The following is an 18022-nucleotide window of genomic DNA, read 5'->3' on the forward strand; positions in this document are numbered from 1 at the left end:
TTGACGAGCTTGCTGACAAGCAGTCTCATAAGTGGTGACCGCCGGTAACCCCTGAAGCGATCCCGTACGACGAGGTGGGAACAGCCATGACGACGGTGCCCGAAGCCGATGTGCTCCGTGACGCGCTCGGTCTGCTCAAGGACCGGGAGCAGGTGGCCGAGCGCCTCCTCGACTCGTCCGCCAAGCACTCCTTCGACCCCGACAAGGAGCTCGACTGGGACGCGCCCTTCGAGGAGGGCAAGTGGTTCTGGCCGCCCGAGCTGGTGTCGCTGTACGACACCCCGCTGTGGCGGCGGATGAGCGAGGAGCAGCGGATCGCCCTCTCCCAGCACGAGGCGGCCGCGCTGGCGTCACTGGGCATCTGGTTCGAGATCATCCTGATGCAGCTGCTGGTGCGGCACATCTACGACAAGGCGGCGACGAGCGCGCATGTGCGGTACGCGCTGACCGAGATCGAGGACGAGTGCCGGCACTCGAAGATGTTCGCCCGGCTGATCACCCGCGGGGGCACCCCGTACTACCCGGTGAGCCGGGCTCATCTCAACCTGGGCCGGCTCTTCAAGACCATCTCGACCACGCCGGGTTCCTTCACGGCGACGCTGCTCGGCGAGGAGATCCTCGACTGGATGCAGCGGCTCACGTTCCCGGACGAGCGGGTGCAGACCCTCGTCCGGGGTGTCACACGGATCCACGTCGTGGAGGAGGCGCGGCACGTCCGCTACGCCCGGGAGGAGCTGCGGCGGCAGATGGTCACGGCGCCGCGGTGGTCCCAGGAGTTCACCCGGATCACGTCGGGCGAGTTCGCCCGTATCTTCTCGGTGGCCTTCGTCAACCCCGAGGTCTACACGAACGTCGGCCTCGACAGGCGCGAGGCCCTGGCCCAGGTCAAGGCCAGCGGGCATCGGCGGGAAGTGATGCAGACCGGGGCCAAGCGGCTGACGGACTTCCTGGACGACATCGGGGTGCTGCGGGGGGCCGGGCGGCGGCTGTGGAAGTCGTCGGGGCTGCTGGCCTGAGCGGCTTCCCGGGAGGTCGGTGCCGGGCTGCCCCGCACGGTGGGCGGTTACGCTGCCCGACATGACCTCGCAGGCTCCCACCCCCGCGTACCGTCGGCTCAGCGTCGAGGAGCGGCGCAGTCAGCTGCTCGAAGCCGCGCTGTCCCTGTTCGCTCAGCGGGTGCCCGAGGAGGTCTCGCTGGACGATGTGGCGGAGGCGGCCGGGGTGTCGCGGCCGCTCGTGTACCGGTACTTCCCGGGCGGCAAGCAGCAGTTGTACGAGGCCGCCCTGCGGTCCGCCGCCGAGGAACTGGAGCACTGCTTCGCGGAGCCTCCGGAGGGGCCGCTCACCGAGCGGCTCTCCCGGGCCCTGGACCGGTACCTCGCGTTCGTGGACCAGCACGACGCCGGGTTCAGCGCGCTGCTGCAGGGCGGGAGCGTCATCGAGACCTCGCGCACCACGGCCATAGTCGACGGGGTCCGCAGGGCGGCGGCGGAGCACATTCTCGATCATCTGGCGGTGAAGGATCCCGGGCCCCGGCTGCGGATGACCGTACGGATGTGGATCACGGCCGTGGAGGCCGCCTCGCTGATCTGGCTCGACGAGGACAAGGAACCGCCGCTGGACGAGCTGCGGGACTGGCTCGTCGAGCAGTTCGTGGCCGCGCTCGCGGCGAGTGCGGGGCGCGATCCGCAGACCGCGGCGGTGGTCCGGGCCTCGCTCGCGATGGAGAGCCCGGACGGCATCGTGGGGGCCCTGGTCCGCCGGGTGCTGCCCGTTGTCGGGGACGCGGCCCACTTGCTGTGACACTGGTCCGGTGAAGAGCGAAGACACCCCCTTTGTCGGCGGCCCGCTGGACGGGCGCGTCCTGCCGGTCCTGCTCGGGATCACCGGTCACCCGCCGAAGACGTACCGGGTTCCGGTGCCCGACGCGGACGGCGGGAAGCCCACCGTGCTGGTCTACCGGCGCGTCCAGGCGGCGACGAGCAAGCGACTCGGGCTGCATCAGGGGTGGAAGTACGAGTACGCCCCCGAGGGCGACTCGGAACGCCGGTTCAAGTGGCCCTGGTCCTCGGGCACGCACGGCAGCCGGGGCAGGGGCGGCGCCACGCCGGACGGCAACGCCGACGAGTGACCTTCTTGGGCCGAAGCGGTCACCCGGCGCGCGCCCGGGACGCGGTCGCCCCATCCTGCCGGTGCGAGACGGGTGGTGGACGGACCACCCCGGCACCGGAGGTGATGACGTGTCAGCAAGACTTCTGCGTCTGGTCTGTACGGGGGCGATCGCGGCCGGAGCGCTGCTGTCGCCAGCGCCCGCGGTGGCCGTTCCGGAGCCCGGCCCGGGTTCCGGGACCGGTGCCCAGCGGTCCGTCGCCTCACTGCTGACGGATCTTCAGCGGCTGTACCGGGACGCCGAACGCGCCACCGAGACGTACAACGGAACCGCCGAGAAGCTGAAGAAGAAGCGCGCGGAGGTCGGCAGGCTCGACGCCGGACTCGCCAGAGCCCGCCTCTCGCTGCACGACAGCCGCGGCGCCGCGGGACGGCTGGCCCGGCAGCAGTACCAGAGCAGCGGCGAGATCTCCACGTACGTACGGCTGCTGCTCGCCCGGGATCCGCAGCACGCCCTCGACCAGGGGCACCTGATCGGACAGCTGTCGCTGGAGCGGGCCGAGACCGTGCAGCGGGTGACGGGCAGCGAGCAGCGGATCGACGTGCTCGCGCGCGCGGCCAGGAAGGCGCTGGACGGTCAGCTCTCCCTCGCCGAACGGCAGAAGAAGGAGCGGGACGAGGTGCGCGAGCGGCTCGACGACGTCCAGCAGCTGCTCGCCTCACTGACCGCGGAGCAGCTCGCCGAACTGGAGAGGTTCGAGAAGTCGGGGACGGCCACGGCCCAGAAGAAGATCATGGCGTCCGGCGCGCTCAGCAGCGTGCGGCCGCCGTCGCGGGAGGGCGAGGAGGCGCTGCGCTACGCCGTCGAGCAGATCGGGAAGCCGTACGAGTGGGGCGCCGAGGGCCCGGCGGCCTACGACTGCTCGGGACTGACGTCACAGGCCTGGGAGCGGGCTGGCCGGCCCATCCCCCGCACCAGCCAGGAACAGTGGGCCCGGCTCCCGAAGATCCCGCTGAACGAGCTGCGTCCCGGCGATCTGGTGATCTACTTCCCCGAGGCCACGCACGTCGCCCTCTACCTGGGCGACGGGATGGTGGTGCAGGCGCCGCGGCCCGGGTCGAAGATCAAGGTGTCGCCCATCGCGGCGAACCCGCTGCTGGGCGCGGTGCGTCCCGATCCGGACGGGTCGCCCCTGGGGCACTTCACGCCGCCGAAGCTCCCCGAGGGTGCCACAGAGGGATCCGACGAGGGCTACGCCTCTGTCACGCCGGCCACCGGGACGAGCTAGGGGCCGCCTCGCCCGGGACAGGCACGGCCGGAAGCCCGCGGGACCGAACGGAATACGAACCCCGGGCGTCCTGGGACCATGAAGACATCGCACCGAGCCGCCGCCCTGCTCCTGAGCGCCGGGCTGTTGCTCACCGGCTGCTCGTCCCTGACCGACACCCCGACCGCCGAGGGGTACCACGGCCCCACCCTGCCCGCCCGCACCCCCGAGGAGGGCCACTGGAAGGAAGGTCCGACCAAGCCCGTGCAGCACAAGCCGTACCCGTACGACATCTATACGCACTGCGGGATCAAGTGGGTCAAGTTCGGGGGCCGTTGGTGGACACTCGACACGGTCTTCCCCGGCGTCGAGCAGGTCAAGGGGGAACGTGCTCCGCGTTACACCCAGACGCTCGCCGGCTACATGACCCTGATCGGCCCGGACACCGCCAACTTCGACGCGGCCGGGATGCCCACACTCCAGTTCGTCCCGGCGAAGAAGAACCCGCCCGGCTGCGACTAGAGCTCCTCCTACCCCCGGGAGATCGCCAGGAGCCAGGCCACCGGGAGGGTGAGGATGCCGAGGGCGATGGCGCCGATCAGAGAGGCGAGCCAGACGAAGACGTAGTTCTCGCCGTTGAGGAGGCGCCCTCGGCGGGCGGAGGTGAGCAGCCAGTGGCCGGGCAGGCCGAGGGTGACCGCCGTCCAGCCGGCGAAGGTGACGTATTCGGAGGTGGCGATCGGCGAGGGCTCGAAGACCGCGTCGCCGACGAGTCGGACATCGCGCCGGGTGCCCGGCCGGAGGTCGCCGGAGGCGGAGCGGAGCAGGATCGGCCGCGCCGCCGTCGCACCGGCGGACGAGGACGCGGAGGACGGCGTGTACGTGCCCCGGCACTGGGTGTCGGTGTCCTCCGGCCCCGCGTAGCAACCGGCGACCACGAAGGTGCCGGTCGGACCTGCGATGCCGGTCAGCGCGGCCAGCCGGGCGCCGAACAGCAGCCAGACCACGGCCAGAGAGCCCACGAGCCACAGCACGGCGAGCCCGCCGACCGCCCGCCAGGACCATGTCCGGCCCGTCGGTCCCATACAGCGCCCCCGCCACTCGGTCATCCGTCCGAGGAGGCCCTACCCGGCAGCGGCGCCGCGGAACCGCACAGGCGTGCGGAGCAGATCAGGCGCAGGTCATGCTCCAGCGACCGACGCCAGGTACGCGCCCGTCTTCTCCGGGTCGGAGAAGCCAGCCCACGGCCCCACGGGCGCCTCACCTGCGGCTTCTCCTCAACCAGAGGACCTATAGAGGGCGGTGGGCCGTCCGTAGGCCGTCAGGCCGGACGTTGGCCCTGCCGTAAACGGTCGCGCTTGCCTTACGCGTCCGCCTCCGACTGCTAGGCATGAGAGGGCACAGATCGTCAGCAGCAGGGCCGCGTTGCTGTGCCCAAGCACGCCAGCCACAGCGCCGGGAAGCGATGCATCCCGCGTTTTGACGCCCCATCAGGCAAACACGGGCGAGCCTTCCCCGTCGTCACGGCGCTGCCGAGAGCCGGGCCCTTAACGCGGTCTTGCTGGCGGGACACGAGGTGGCCAACATGGGGCTTCGGGCACATGACAGGGGGCAAAGTGGCGCCAATAGAACGAGTTGCGCTGCGGAGAATAGCGGCCTGGGTCGCTCTTGCGGCCGGCAGCACCGCCTTAGTCGCGATCACTCCATTCATTCTCAATTGGATGGCGCCCTCAGGTCTAAATTGGGGAAAACTCAGCAACATCAGCCAAACTTACGGAGGCATATCAATCCTGATCTCGACCGCCGCCTTGATAGGCGTAATTGCCTCCATCTCATTCCAGGCGAGGCAAGTTCGCATCGAGCACCAGGAAGGGCAGCGCTCGGCGCACAGAGAGCTGATTCTTTGGTCATTGAGCGACCCGGAACTTCTTACTTGCTGGGAGCCCCCACGCATCCCCGTTTCACGTGAGCGCTACAAAAAGATTCTCTTCGTCAACCTGATCATGGCTGCATGGATTACCGACTTTCGGTTGCGAAGAACCGGCGAAGGAGCAACCCTAGCCAACCTCAGGGAACATTTCCGAGGCGAAGTGGCCCGCGCCCACTGGGCTGAAGGAAGGGAGAAATGGCGCGCGCACTCCGAGGTTCAAGAGGGAGATACCCTGGGACTGCGATTCGTCGACCTCGCAGATCAGGCTTACCGTGAAGCAATTGCCACGGAGCCTCCAGTAGCAGAGGAAGACTACTTTAGAGATCCGAGTCAGTAATACACCTTGCCCGACACGGCGGCCGGCTGGCCGGGCATTGGGCCTTGTCGTAGACGGACGCGATCGCGTCCAGGTACACAGACTGCCCGACGCGCCGGAAGCTTACGGGGCCATGATCACTCGCGCCAAAGCGGCTCCCGGCCAAAGCCGCTACACCGACCGCTGTTCGAGGATGCTCGCGCCATCTCTGCCAACTGACAGCAGCCCTCGGTCGGATTTGGCAGCGTGATACACCCTGGCCGGGTTCACAGACCTGAGCGACCACCCCGCCCATAGTTCGGCATCGAGGGGGTCTGGCAACGGAAACCACGGACGGCCCCAGGGGTAACCCTGGGGCCGTCCGTGGGCCGTCCGAGAAGAACCGACGACGACAAACAACGACAGGCGACGACGGCTGGACCGCAGGTCAGAGGGGCGTCAGGCCCCGGTGACCGACGCCAGGTACGCGCCCGTCTTCTCCGGGTCGAAGAAGAAGTTCTCGAAGTCGGCCGGGTTGTTGAAGCCGTTGGCGAAACGGTCTGCGACGGGCGGGAGTTGGCCCGCGGCGCCGATCAGGTTGAGGACGTGCTCCGGCGGGACGCCCAGCATCGCGTTGGTCCACTTGGTGACGTGCTGCGCGGTGTCCCAGTAGCGGTCGAACGTCGCCTGCATCCACTCCTCGTCGAAGGGCTTGTCGCCCTGCTCGACGATCGAGGCCAGGTAGGCGGCGGCGCACTTGGAGGCCGAGTTGGAGCCCTGGCCGGTGATCGGGTCGTTGGCCACGACGACGTCGGCGACACCGAGGACCAGTCCGCCGCCGGGAAGGCGGCCGATCGGATTGCGGACGGTCGGGGCGTACCGCCCGGACAACGTGCCGCCCGCGTCGGTCAGTTCGACGTTGGTGGCCCGCGCGTACTCCCAGGGCGTGAACCGCTCCATGAGTTCCAGGGTCAGGGAGAGGTGCTCGGCGGGGTCCTTCACGCCGTTGAAGACGTCGAGCGGGCCGCCCGGGATGCCCTCCCAGAAGAGGATGTCGGCGCGTCCCGAGGTGGTGAGGGTCGGCATGATGAAGAGCTCACCGACACCGGGCACCAGGTTGCAGCGGACCGCGTCGTAGTCGGGGTGCTCCGGACGCGGGCCGAGGCCGTGCACGTAGGCCACCGCGAGGGCGCGCTGCGGCTCGGTGTACGGGGAGCGGGAGGCGTCGCGGCCGAACATCGAGACGAGTTCGCCCTTGCCCGCCGAGACGAGCACCAGGTCGTACGCGCGGGAGAAGTAGTCGAGGTCGGAGACCGCCGCGCCGTGGATGACCAGCTGGCCGCCGCGCTGCGCGAACGTCTCCATCCAGCCGGCCATCTTGACCCGCTGGTCGACCGACTGCGCGTACCCGTCGAGCTTGCCGACCCAGTCGATGGCGCGCTGCGAGGGGCCCGGGTCGAAGGAGCCCGGGGCCGCGACCGAGACGCCGAGCCCTTCGATCTTCGGGGCCTGCGACTCCCAGAAGTTCAGCTGGAGATCGCGCTCGTGCTGGAGTGCCGTGTCGAACATGCACTGCGTCGACATGACCCGGCCGGACCGGATCTCGTCCGCCGTCCGGTTCGACATCAGGGTGACCTCGTACCCCTGCGACTGGAGGCCGAGGGCGAGCTGGAGTCCGGACTGACCGGCTCCGACGACGAGTATCTTCCGCATGCGGGTTGCTTCTCCTAGGACTTGGGCGTCCCTATTCGGGGCTGACGTCGAGCGCGTGACCGACCAGGGCGAGCAGGGTCTCGACGACCGAGATCCGGCGGCGCGCGTCCATGATCATGACAGGTATGTGCGGAGGAACCGTGAGGGCTTCGCGCACGTCGTCCGGCTCGAACCGGTCGCTGCCGTCGAAGTGGTTGACGGCGACGACGTACGGCAGTCCGCAGCTCTCGAAGTAGTCGAGTGCCGGGAAGCAGTCCGAGAGACGGCGGGTGTCGGCGAGGACCACCGCACCGATCGCGCCGCGCACCAGGTCGTCCCACATGAACCAGAACCGCTGCTGGCCCGGCGTGCCGAAGAGGTAGAGCACCAGGTCGTCGTCGAGCGTGATGCGCCCGAAGTCCATGGCCACGGTGGTGGTCAGCTTCTCCGGCGTACCCGTGAGGTCGTCGGTGTCCTCGCTCGCCCGGGTCATCAGCGCCTCCGTCTGGAGAGGCGTGATCTCCGAGACGGAGGTGACGAGCGTGGTCTTGCCGACACCGAAGCCGCCCGCCACCACGATCTTCGTGGCGATCGGCGCGCGCGTGCGGTCCGTCTGCCAGGCCTGCAGATTCTCCTCGTCGTCGAGGAGGGGGGCGACGCCAGGTTCGGCGTCAGAGACGACGGAGTCCACTCAGCACCCTTTCCAGCAGAGCGCGGTCCGGCTGTCCCGGGCCGTGACCTGTTCCGTACACACGGATCTTTCCCTGGTCCGCCAGGTCGCTCAGCAGCACCCGGACCACTCCGAGCGGCATCCTGAGGAGGGCGGCGATCTCGGCCACCGTGCGCATCCGGCGGCAGAGTTCGACGATGGCCCGCATCTCGGGCATCACCCGGTGGGTGAGCGAGCCGTTGGTGAGTTCCTTGCGCGCCTCCGGGGCCTCCAGCGCGGCCACGAAGGTCTCCACCAGCAGGACGTGGCCGAAGCGCGTCCGTCCGCCGGTGAGCGAGTAGGGGCGCACCCGGGCGGGCTTGCGGTCGCCGCCGCGGACGGGGAGCCTCGAAACGCCGTTCGACACGGTCATCGGGTACTCCCGAGCGCGTCGGCCTCGAGGGATTTTCGGAGCTCGATGCGCAGCTCGGGGGTCAGGACGTGTCCGGCCCGGCCGACGAAGAGCGCCATGTGGTACGCCACCACGCTCATGTCGCAGTCCGGCGAGCCGTGCACTCCGAGGAGCGAGCCGTCGCTGATCGCCATGACGAAGAGGCTGCCCTCGTCCATCGCGACCATCGTCTGCTTGACGCCGCCGCCGTCCATCAGCTTGGCGGCGCCGATGGTGAGGCTGCCGATGCCGGAGACGATGGTGGCGAGGTCCGCGGCGGAACCCTTGGGGCCGGTGGGCCTGGTGCTGTCGGCCGTCCGCGCCTCGGCGTTGCGGCCGGGGTCGGAGGACAGCAGCAGCAGGCCGTCGGAGGAGACGACCGCGACCGACAGGAGGCCCGGCACCTCCTCGACGAGATTGGTCAGCAGCCAGTGCAGGTTACGTGCTTCGCTGCTCAGGCCGAAGGTACTGGTCGCGGTCAACTGCTTGCCTCCTCGACTGTGCCCCCCGATGCTTCTACGTCCTGTGCGTTGAGCCGGTGCGCCGTGGGCGCGGGTCCTGCGGGAGCGTGTGCGGCGGCCACGGGTTCCGACGGTGTCTGTCCGTCGGGCGTGGGGGTCTCCGCCGTCCGGTCGGCGATCTCGGCCTCCACGTCGCGACGGCCCTCGATCGCACCCCGGTGGAAGCCGCCCAGCCTGCGGCGCAGGGCATCGGCGTCCACACCGCCCACGCGCGGCCGCGGGGCGGCGGCGGGGGCGGAGATCTTCGGCGTCCGCTTGGGCAGGCCCTTGTCGGTGAGCCGGGGGTGATCGTCGGGCGCCCGCTCGTGGCTGTCGGGGCCGATGGCGTAGGGGTCGGTGGTGGCCTCCGCGCGCGGGGCGGGCACCGGAGCGGGCTCGGCGGCACCGGGGGCCGTCCCGCCCTCGGCGGGGGCGTCCACGGCGAAGCCGGGAGCCGGCTCGTCGAGGTCCGCGGCCGCCTGGGGGGAGACCGGTGCGGGTCCGGCGAGGCCGGGATCCGGCTCGGGGGCTCCGGGGGCGGGTACGGACGCGGGCCCGGAGTCGGGTCGGGGTGCCGTCCCCGTGGCGGTCGCCGCCTCGGTGGAGTCCGGTGCGAAAAGCTCCGCCGCGGGCGCCCCGGCCGCCGGGGCTTCCGGTGCGGGGGACTCACGTACGAGGGATCCCGATGCCGCGAAGTCCCGTGCCGGGGGCTCGGGTGCGGGAGATGCCGATGCCGAGAATCCCTGCGCCGGAGGCTCGGGCGCAGGAGATCCCGGTGCCGGGGACTCAGGTGCGGGAGATGCCGAGGATCCCGGTGCCGGGGGCTCGGGTGCGGGAGATGCCGATGCCGAGAATCCCTGCGCCGGAGACTCGGGCGCAGAAGATCCCGGTGCCGGGGACTCAGGTGCGGGAGATGCCGAGGATCCCGGTGCCGGGGACTCAGGTGCGGGAGATGCCGGGGATCCCGGTGCCGGGGGCTCGGGTGCGGGAGATGCCGTGCCGGAGGTGTCCGGCGCCAGGGCTTCCGGTGCGAGGTCCGGGAGCAGCAGCTCCATCGTGGTCTCGGGCGTGAGTTCGGGTTCCGGCTCGGCGGCCGGCTGGGGCTCGCGGGGCGCCGGGATGACCGGGGTCTGCGCGGCCCGCTCGGGCGCGGACACGGGTGCCTGAGCCGGGTCCGCCTCGGGGCCGGCGTCCCGTACGGCCGCCTGGGCCGCCGCGATCAGCGGGTCCTCGTCACCGGCCGGGGCCGACGCGGCGAGGACCGAACGACCGCGCAGGACATTGGAGTTGGCCTCGGCGTCGGCGCCGGGCAGGGCAACCTGGGGAGCCGCGCCGACAACCCGGGGGGTGGCGGGGACGGTGGACGCGGGCGCGGCTGCCAGCAGTGCCTTCGGGAGGACGACCACGGCGGCCACACCGCCCTGCTTCTGCTCGCGCAACTGCGCCCGTACGCCGTGCCGGTGGGCGAGCCGGGCCACCACGTACAGGCCGAGCCCGAGTCCCTCGCCGCTCTCCTGGTCGTACGTGTCCTCCGGGTCGAACTCGTCGAGGCGGGCGTTGAGGTGGCTCATCCGCTCGTCGGTCATGCCGATGCCCTCGTCCTGCACGGAGAGCATCACCTCGCCGCTCTCCAGCAGCCAGCCGGAGACCTCGACGGGCACGTCGGGCGGCGAGAACGAGGTGGCGTTCTCCAGGAGTTCGGCCACCAGGTGGCTGAGGTCGTCTGCGGCGAATCCGGCGATGTGCGCGTGCGGCGGCAGCGCGGCGATCCGCACCCGCTCATAGCGCTCGATCTCGCTGACCGCGGCCCGTACGACGTCGACGAGCGGGACCGGGCCCGCGTGGTGCTGGACGTGCTCGGCGCCCGCGAGGACGAGGAGGTTCTCGCTGTGCCGCCGCATGACGGTGGCGAAGTGGTCGAGCTTGAAGAGGGTGGCGAGGCGGTCCGGGTCCTGCTCGCGGTCCTCCAGACCCTCGATGACACCGAGCTGGCGCTCGACGAGGCCGAGGGTGCGCAGCGCGAGGTTGACGAAGGTGCTGTGGATGGTGCCGCGCACCTGCTGCAAGTGGGTGGCCGCCTCGGCGAGTTCGCCGCGCAGCTTGTCGCGCTCGTCGGCCATCAGCTGGCGCTGGCCGATGAGGTGCTTGCGGTCGCCTTCGAGGGTGCCGATCCGCTCGTGGAGCGTGGCGGCGTGCGTGTGCAGCGCGTTGACGGAGCGGACTACCTGGGCGAACTCGTCGTTCCGGCCGGTGAACTTGACCGGTTCCTGGGAGCCCGGGTCGGCGGCGAGCCGGGCCGAGCCGAGGCGCAGGACGGCGAGCGGCCGGGTGAGGGTGCGGGCCATGGCCATCGCGACACCGACCGCGACGAGCAGCAGCACGCCGAGGGCGGTGATGCGGATCTCCAGCGCGGTGACGTCGTCGTCCCGCAGCAGTTCGAGGTCCTTGGTGCGGTGGTCGTTGAGGGAGGCCTCGGCTCCGCGCATCAGCTCGATCCGGGCGGACAGCGCGGCGTCCAGTTTCTTGGTGCCGGTGTCGAGCGCGGAGCCGGAGAGCTTCGGCTGGCCGGTGAGGCTCGCCAGGTACTTGTCGGCGGAGGCGACGTCGGGGCCGGTGACGGTGGAGTCGTACGAAGCCACGGCCTTCTTGGACGCGGTCTCGCGGAAGTCGGCGATGGCCGCGTCGGAGCGGAGGCGGGCCTGCTGGGCGGCGGCGCTCAGTGCGTCGCGCTGCTTGGTGTCGGCGTCCGACGAGGTGTTCGTGGTCGTCGCCAGCCCGGTGATGGGGTCGATGACGGTCTGGGTGGTGCGCGGGATGCCGAGGGCCGCGAGGAGCAGTCCGCGGGCGGCGGCGGACTGCTGGACGGCGGTGTCCAGTTCGGCGAGGGCGTGGGCGCCGGAGCCCGCGCGCAGCGGCGTCCGGTCGGCCAGGTCCTCGGCGAGGGCGTGGAGTTCGGCGATGGCCTCGGAGTACGCCTGGTGCGTCTCGAGGGCGGTGCTCTTCCCGGTGAGCGCCGCTCGCCTGAGGGCCGCGACGGCGTCGAGGTCCTTGAGCAGCGCGGCGGGGGCGTCGTCGTCGGCGCGCAGTTCGTCGACCTGCCGGTCGACCCGGGCGCTGCGCTGTTCGGAGGGCGCCTTGGCCTTGGGCCGGCCGGCGGCGACGTAGGAGGTGACGTCGTCGCGCTCGTCGGCCAGCGAGTGCGCGAGGGTCAGCGCCTGCTGGGTCCGCTGGGAGAGCGTCACCAGGTTCTGGGAGTCGTTCAGTTGTTGCGAGGCGGACAGCACCGTGGGCGCGCCGGCTCCGGCGATGGCGGCCGCGACGACCGCCACGGCCACGATCAGCCGGTTGCGTACGTGGGCGGTCCTGCCCCGGCCCGTGGAGTCGGTGGCGTCGCCGACGGCGCCACCCTCTGTGGAGTTGGAGGCCGTCTTCTTGCCTGTGCGCCTCGGCCGCGTCTTCTGCACCGGTGCTCGCATTCCTGACTCGTGTACCCATTTGGGGCCCGGGTGACGTCCCGTCAATCGGGGCGTACGCCCGGTACGGCTCCCGACCCTCCCAGTGCCGGTGGGCAGTGGTCCCGCATCATCTGACCCGCCACCCGAAGGAGTGAACATCGGAGGGGAGTTGGCGGGCAAGTTTCCGGGGCGCGCGTGAGGGGCTTGCCCGGCGGGCCGGTTGGACGTCGGGGACGGGCTTTGGCAGTATTCGCCGCCACGTGTTGCCGGAGTCGATCATTCCATGCCAAACCTGGCGCCTGAGCTGCTGGTCCGGGCGATCGTGCGACCGTTGCCGCCGTTTCGGGGACCTTGTGAAGGGCTCGTGCAGACTGACGGGATGCGCACTGAACTCGTCTCGGAGCCCGGTGACCCGGACCGCCCCAATGAGGACTTCGCATCGGTCGGACTTCCCGCTTCAGGACAGGGCGGTTCACTGGTGGTGCTGGACGGGGTGACACCCCCTCGCGGCGGCTACGGCTGTGTTCATTCGGTCCCCTGGTTCTCCGCGCGACTCGGCGGGGCACTGACCGAACTGTCCGTTTCGCAGGGGGATTTGCCCCTGCCGGAGGTCCTGTCGCGGGCGATCGGCCGGGTGGCCGAAGCACATGCCGGCACCTGTGACCTTTCTCACCCGCGCACACCCCAGGCAACCGTCGTCCTCGCACGGTGGTCCCCGTCCGACGTCGAGTACCTGGTGCTCTCGGACTCGGCCCTGCTGGTGGAATCGCCCACCGGTGAGGTGACCGCCCTGCTGGACGACCGCCTCTCCCGTCTCCCCCGCGCCTCGCTCACCACGGACGCCGTCGCCGACGCCACCGTCCGCAACAGGGAGGGCGGCTTCTTCACGGCGGCCGCGGACCCCTCGGTGGCCTCCCGCGCGGTGACGGGCACACTCCCGCGCGCCTCCGTCCGCGCCCTGGCGGCCCTCACGGACGGCGCCACCCGCTGGGTGGAGCGGTTCCACAGGGGCGACTGGGCCGATCTGTTCGCCCTCGTACGCAAGGAGGGGGCCCCCGCCCTCGTCGAGCGCGTCCGGGGCCTGGAACGCGCGGACGCGCCGGAGGGGTCGCGTCCTCGGCGGGGCAAGAAGCACGACGACGCGACGGTGGTGTTCGTGGACCTGTGAGGAGATACGGGGAGCTGCGGGAGGGCGGTAACGGCGGCCGGCCGGCGGGCTACTTCTCCATGCCGAGGTTCAGCTGGTGCAGCAGCCGGGCGAGTTCCGCGACCTCGTTCTGGTCCCAGTGGGCGAGTTGGCTGACGTAGCGGGCACGGCGGGCCTCGCGGACGCTGGTGACGCGGCCGCGGCCCTCCTCGGTGAGGTGGACGAGCCAGGCACGGCCGTCCGCGGGATCGGGTTCGCGTGCCACGAGGCCCAACTCCTCCAGGGCGCGCAGCTGCCGGGACATGGTGGCCTTGCCGACGCCGATGTAGGCGGCGAGTTCCGTGGCGCGCTGCCGGCCGCACTCCTCGAGGCGGACGAGCAGTCCGTACGCGGCGGACTCCAGGTCCGGATGGACCTCGCGGGCCATCTCCCCCTGGTTGGCACGGGCGCGGCGCAGGAACACGGTCAACTCGCGTTCCAGGGAAAGGAACTCGCGCTCCGCGCCGCCGTGCGGCGCGGGCCGGTCCACACCATTTCCCGACACGTCGGATTCGACCGGACGTCCGCCGTCGTTTCCGTGCTCGTGCACGTCAGCACCCCTGACCCGGTTTCCCGATCCTGAAAGTTTCTGCCAGAACTCGCCGTTGCCGCAGCTCCGCCAGTATTTCGCAGGCGTAGACCAACGGCAGCCTCCGGCCCCTCTTCCCACGCCGTCGTCTACGTGCGTAGCTTCTTTATCAGACACTTATTCGCTGGCATGCGCACGCCACCCCAGGTCGAGGACGGCCTGATCCCCCCTTCGGCACGCGTGCCCGCGCTCCCCCCACCGAGCTCCGGCGAGCTCCCCCGAGCCCCTCCGGAGTTCCATCGCCCTTCGGAGGCACGCACATGCCCGTGCACAGATCCGGAACGGCCCACCGCCTGCGCGTGCTCGCGGTAGGAACCCTGCTCGCCGCCTTCTCCCTCCTGTACTCCCTCCCCTCCTCCGCCGCCGACACCCCCGCCCGGGGTTCCGCCCGGATGGGCATCGGGGTCATCGCCCACGACGGACAGGACGGCACGCCGTCCACCGGTGACGCCACCCAGACGGAAGGCGTGGACGTCTCCGGGCACCAGGGCAACGTCGCCTGGTCGACGCTGTGGAGCAGTGGGGTCAGGTGGGCCTACACCAAGGCGACCGAGGGGACGTACTACACGAACCCGTACTTCGCCCAGCAGTACAACGGCGCGTACAACGTCGGCATGATCCGCGGCTCGTACCACTTCGCGACCCCGGACACCACGACCGGCGCCACCCAGGCCAACTACTTCGTCGAGCACGGCGGCGGCTGGTCCAGGGACGGCAAGACCCTGCCCGGTGTCCTCGACATCGAGTGGAATCCGTACGGGGCCGCCTGCTACGGCAAGACACAGAGCGCGATGGTCAGTTGGATCAGCAGCTTCCTCACCCAGTACAAGGCCCGCACCGGGCGCGACGCGGTCATCTACACGGCCGCCACCTGGTGGACCCAGTGCACCGGCAACTACGGCGGCTTCGCCTCCGCCAACCCGCTGTGGATCGCGCGCTACGCCTCCGATCCGGGGACGCTCCCCGCGGGCTGGGGGTTCTACACGATGTGGCAGTACACCTCGTCCGGCCCGACGGTCGGGGACCACGACAAGTTCAACGGCGCCCTGGACCGCGTGGTGGCCCTCGCCAAAGGCTGACCCGCACAGGACGCGCGTGCGCGGGCACCTGACGTACCGCGCACGCGCCTGACGCACGGCGAAGGCCCGGGCCTCCCTCACGGGACCCGGGCCTTCCCCTCCGATGGGCGTCCGTCACGCCGCCACCGGAACCTCCGGCACGGCGCCGTTCGTCGCCGGCGCCAGTGCCAGCTCCAGGACCTGGCGGACGTCCGTGACGGCGTGGACGTCGAGCTTCTCCAGGACCTCGGCCGGGACGTCGTCCAGGTCGGCCTCGTTGCGCTTCGGGATGATCACGGTCGTGACACCCGCCCGGTGCGCGGCGAGCAGCTTCTGCTTCACGCCGCCGATGGGCAGGACACGGCCGGTCAGGGAGACCTCGCCGGTCATGGCCACATCGGTGCGGACCAGCCGGCCCGACAGGAGCGACGCCAGGGCGGTCGTCATCGTGACGCCCGCGCTCGGGCCGTCCTTGGGTACGGCGCCCGCCGGGAAGTGGATGTGCGCTCCCCGGTCCTTCAGGTCGCCGACGGGCAGTTCGAGCTCCGCGCCGTGCGAGCGCAGGAAGGAGAGCGCGATCTGCGCCGACTCCTTCATCACGTCGCCCAGCTGACCGGTGAGGGTCAGACCCGCCGCGCCCGTCTCCGGGTCGGCCAGCGACGCCTCCACGTAGAGGACGTCACCGCCCGCGCCGGTCACGGCCAGACCGGTGGCGACACCGGGCACCGCCGTACGGCGCTCGGCCGGGTCCTGGGCGGACTCGGGCACATGGTGCGGGCGCCCGATGAGCCCGCGCAGGTCGTCGTCGGTCACCGTGAACGGCAGCTCCCGCTCGCCCAGTTCGTGCTGGGCCGCGACCTTGCGCAGCAGCCGGGCGATGCCCCGCTCCAGATTGCGCACGCCCGCTTCCCGGGTGTACTCCCCGGCGAGCCTGCGCAGCGCGCTCTCCGCGAGGACGACCTCGTCCTTCTCGAGACCGGCCCGCTCCAGCTGACGCGGCAGCAGGTGGTCCCGGGCGATGACGACCTTCTCGTCCTCGGTGTAGCCGTCGAGGCGGACCAGCTCCATGCGGTCGAGCAGGGCCTCCGGGATGGCTTCGAGCACATTGGCCGTGGCCAGGAACACGACGTCGGAGAGGTCGAGCTCGACCTCCAGGTAGTGGTCGCGGAAGGTGTGGTTCTGCGCCGGGTCGAGGACTTCGAGCAGCGCCGCCGCCGGGTCGCCCCGGAAGTCGGAGCCGACCTTGTCGATCTCGTCGAGCAGGACCACCGGGTTCATCGACCCGGCCTCCTTGATGGCGCGGACGATCCGGCCGGGCAGCGCGCCGACGTACGTACGGCGGTGTCCGCGGATCTCGGCCTCGTCCCGTACGCCGCCGAGGGCGACACGGACGAACTTGCGGCCCATGGCGTGCGCGACGGACTCGCCGAGCGAGGTCTTGCCGACGCCGGGCGGGCCGACGAGCGCGAGCACGGCACCGCCGCGCCGGCCGCCGACGACTCCGAGACCGCGCTCGGAGCGCCGCTTGCGCACGGCGAGGTACTCGGTGATGCGCTCCTTCACGTCCTCCAGCCCGGCGTGCTCGGCGTCGAGCACGGACTGGGCGCCCTGGATGTCGTACGCGTCCTCGGTCCGCTCGTTCCACGGCAGCTCCAGGACGGTGTCGAGCCACGTCCTGATCCAGCTGCCCTCGGGCGACTGGTCACTGGACCGCTCCAGCTTCTCGACCTCCTTGAGGGCGGCCTCGCGGACGTTCTCCGGAAGATCGGCGGCCTCGACGCGGGCGCGGTAGTCGTCGGACTCGTCCTCGCCGTCCTCGCCCTTGAGGTCGCGCAGCTCCTTGCGTACGGCTTCCAGCTGGCGCCGCAGCAGGAACTCGCGCTGCTGCTTGTCGACGCCCTCCTGGACGTCCTTGGCGATGGACTCGGCGACATCCTGCTCGGCGAGGTGCTCGCGGAGCTGCTCGGTGGCGAGCTTCAGCCGGGCCACGGGGTCGGCGGTCTCCAGCAGCTCGACCTTCTGCTGGACGGTCAGGAACGGTGAGTAACCGGAATTGTCGGCAAGGGCGGAAACATCGTCGATCTGCTGCACCCTGTCCACGACCTGCCAGGCGGCGCGCTTGCGCAGCCAGCTGGTGGCCAGGGCCTTGTACTCCTTCACCAGGTCGGCGACCCGGCCGGGCAGGGGGTCGGGCACGGTCTCCTCGATCCGGGTGCCCTCGACCCAGAGCGCGGCACCGGGACCGGTGGTCCCCGCGCCGACCTTCACGCGCCCGCGCCCGCGGATCAGCGCGCCCGGGTCGCCGTCGGCCAGCCGGCCGACCTGTTCGACGGTGCCGAGCACTCCGGTGCTCGCGTAGGTCCCGTCGATGCGTGGCACCAGGAGTACCTGAGGCTTGCCGGGCGTTGACCGGGCGGCGGCCTGGGCCGCCTCCACCGCGGCACGCACATCGGTGTCGTTCAGATCCAGCGGAACCACCATCCCGGGCAGCACGACCTCGTCGTCGAGCGGCAGCACGGGCAGGGTGAGTGATGCGGACGTCGAAGCCATGATCTCCCCTTCGGCAGTCAAGTTGAGCTATGCCGACTCAATGCACGGAGGCCGCCCAATGTTCCCCCGGGACCGTTCGCTCTGAGCGATCACTTCCGATCGGCTGCGGCCCCGCACGCATCACCGCTGGTCATCAGCGATCCGCGAGGCCGGATCCGGTCGAGCGAGAAGCCGCCGCCCGAGCACCCTTCAAGGGGTGGCGCGACGCCGGTCCGCCCTGGCATCATCACGGGCAGGTAATGGGCCACCTGAGGCAGTGACCATTACATGAACCGGAAGCGAGCGCAGGG

At 70.8% G+C, this 18022-nt stretch carries 16 protein-coding genes; 8 read left to right on the plus strand and 8 right to left on the minus strand.

The window, feature by feature from the left end:
• Positions 1–86 precede the first annotated feature (86 nt).
• The 5 genes from OOK38_RS06780 (at position 87) to OOK38_RS06800 (ending at position 3899) form a co-directional block, all read left to right on the plus strand.
• Positions 87–1016, plus strand: a complete 930-nt coding sequence (locus OOK38_RS06780) for a diiron oxygenase (protein WP_266762701.1) — start codon at positions 87–89, stop codon at positions 1014–1016.
• 61 nt (positions 1017–1077) lie between these two features.
• Entirely contained in the window at positions 1078–1803 is a 726-nt protein-coding gene (locus OOK38_RS06785) for a TetR/AcrR family transcriptional regulator (protein WP_266762699.1), read from the plus strand.
• Positions 1804–1813: 10 nt separating this feature from the next.
• Entirely contained in the window at positions 1814–2131 is a 318-nt protein-coding gene (locus OOK38_RS06790) for a hypothetical protein (protein WP_266762697.1), read from the plus strand.
• Positions 2132–2240: 109 nt separating this feature from the next.
• A complete protein-coding gene (locus OOK38_RS06795) occupies positions 2241–3398 on the plus strand; it encodes a C40 family peptidase (protein WP_266762695.1) in 1158 nt (385 codons plus the stop codon).
• Between the two features lie 78 nt (positions 3399–3476).
• Positions 3477–3899, plus strand: a complete 423-nt coding sequence (locus tag OOK38_RS06800) for a hypothetical protein (RefSeq protein WP_266762693.1) — start codon at positions 3477–3479, stop codon at positions 3897–3899.
• Positions 3900–3907: 8 nt separating this feature from the next.
• On the opposite strand, the gene OOK38_RS06805 is transcribed toward OOK38_RS06800, so the two are convergent.
• Complete coding sequence (locus OOK38_RS06805; RefSeq protein WP_266762691.1) at positions 3908–4462, minus strand: hypothetical protein; 555 nt, start codon at positions 4460–4462, stop codon at positions 3908–3910.
• 516 nt (positions 4463–4978) lie between these two features.
• Here OOK38_RS06805 and OOK38_RS06810 point away from each other — a divergent pair.
• Complete coding sequence (locus OOK38_RS06810) at positions 4979–5644, plus strand: DUF6082 family protein (protein WP_266762689.1); 666 nt, start codon at positions 4979–4981, stop codon at positions 5642–5644.
• A gap of 417 nt (positions 5645–6061) precedes the next feature.
• On the opposite strand, the gene OOK38_RS06815 is transcribed toward OOK38_RS06810, so the two are convergent.
• Genes OOK38_RS06815 through OOK38_RS06835 form a run of 5 tightly spaced genes read right to left on the minus strand, consistent with a single transcriptional unit; the run spans position 6062 to position 12358 of the window.
• Positions 6062–7315 carry a styrene monooxygenase/indole monooxygenase family protein gene (locus OOK38_RS06815; RefSeq protein WP_266762687.1) on the minus strand — a complete coding sequence of 418 codons (1254 nt, stop codon included), beginning with the start codon at positions 7313–7315 and terminating at the stop codon, positions 6062–6064.
• A 31-nt stretch (positions 7316–7346) separates the two neighbouring features.
• Entirely contained in the window at positions 7347–7985 is a 639-nt protein-coding gene (locus OOK38_RS06820; RefSeq protein WP_266762685.1) for an ATP/GTP-binding protein, read from the minus strand.
• On the minus strand, positions 7966–8376 hold the full coding sequence (locus OOK38_RS06825; protein ID WP_266762683.1) for a DUF742 domain-containing protein: 411 nt from the start codon (positions 8374–8376) through the stop codon (positions 7966–7968). Before OOK38_RS06825 ends, OOK38_RS06820 begins: the two co-directional genes overlap by 20 nt.
• Positions 8373–8876, minus strand: a complete 504-nt coding sequence (locus OOK38_RS06830; protein ID WP_266762681.1) for a roadblock/LC7 domain-containing protein — start codon at positions 8874–8876, stop codon at positions 8373–8375. Before OOK38_RS06830 ends, OOK38_RS06825 begins: the two co-directional genes overlap by 4 nt.
• Positions 8873–12358: a nitrate- and nitrite sensing domain-containing protein gene (locus tag OOK38_RS06835; RefSeq protein ID WP_266762679.1), complete on the minus strand. Its 3486-nt coding sequence runs from the start codon at positions 12356–12358 to the stop codon at positions 8873–8875. Before OOK38_RS06835 ends, OOK38_RS06830 begins: the two co-directional genes overlap by 4 nt.
• 370 nt (positions 12359–12728) lie before the next feature.
• Between OOK38_RS06835 and OOK38_RS06840 the strand changes: the two genes are divergently transcribed.
• Positions 12729–13517 (plus strand): protein phosphatase 2C domain-containing protein, encoded by a 789-nt coding sequence (locus tag OOK38_RS06840; RefSeq protein WP_266762677.1) that lies wholly within the window; start codon positions 12729–12731, stop codon positions 13515–13517.
• 49 nt (positions 13518–13566) lie between these two features.
• Here OOK38_RS06840 and OOK38_RS06845 read toward each other — a convergent pair whose 3' ends face one another.
• Entirely contained in the window at positions 13567–14085 is a 519-nt protein-coding gene (locus tag OOK38_RS06845) for a MarR family winged helix-turn-helix transcriptional regulator (protein ID WP_266762675.1), read from the minus strand.
• A gap of 299 nt (positions 14086–14384) precedes the next feature.
• Between OOK38_RS06845 and OOK38_RS06850 the strand changes: the two genes are divergently transcribed.
• Positions 14385–15203 carry a lysozyme gene (locus OOK38_RS06850; RefSeq protein WP_266762673.1) on the plus strand — a complete coding sequence of 273 codons (819 nt, stop codon included), beginning with the start codon at positions 14385–14387 and terminating at the stop codon, positions 15201–15203.
• 114 nt (positions 15204–15317) lie between these two features.
• Here OOK38_RS06850 and lon read toward each other — a convergent pair whose 3' ends face one another.
• Positions 15318–17732: an endopeptidase La gene (lon, locus tag OOK38_RS06855; RefSeq protein WP_266762671.1), complete on the minus strand. Its 2415-nt coding sequence runs from the start codon at positions 17730–17732 to the stop codon at positions 15318–15320.
• Positions 17733–18022 lie beyond the last annotated feature (290 nt).

Source organism: Streptomyces sp. NBC_00568 (assembly GCF_026341855.1).
Lineage (GTDB): Bacteria > Actinomycetota > Actinomycetes > Streptomycetales > Streptomycetaceae > Streptomyces.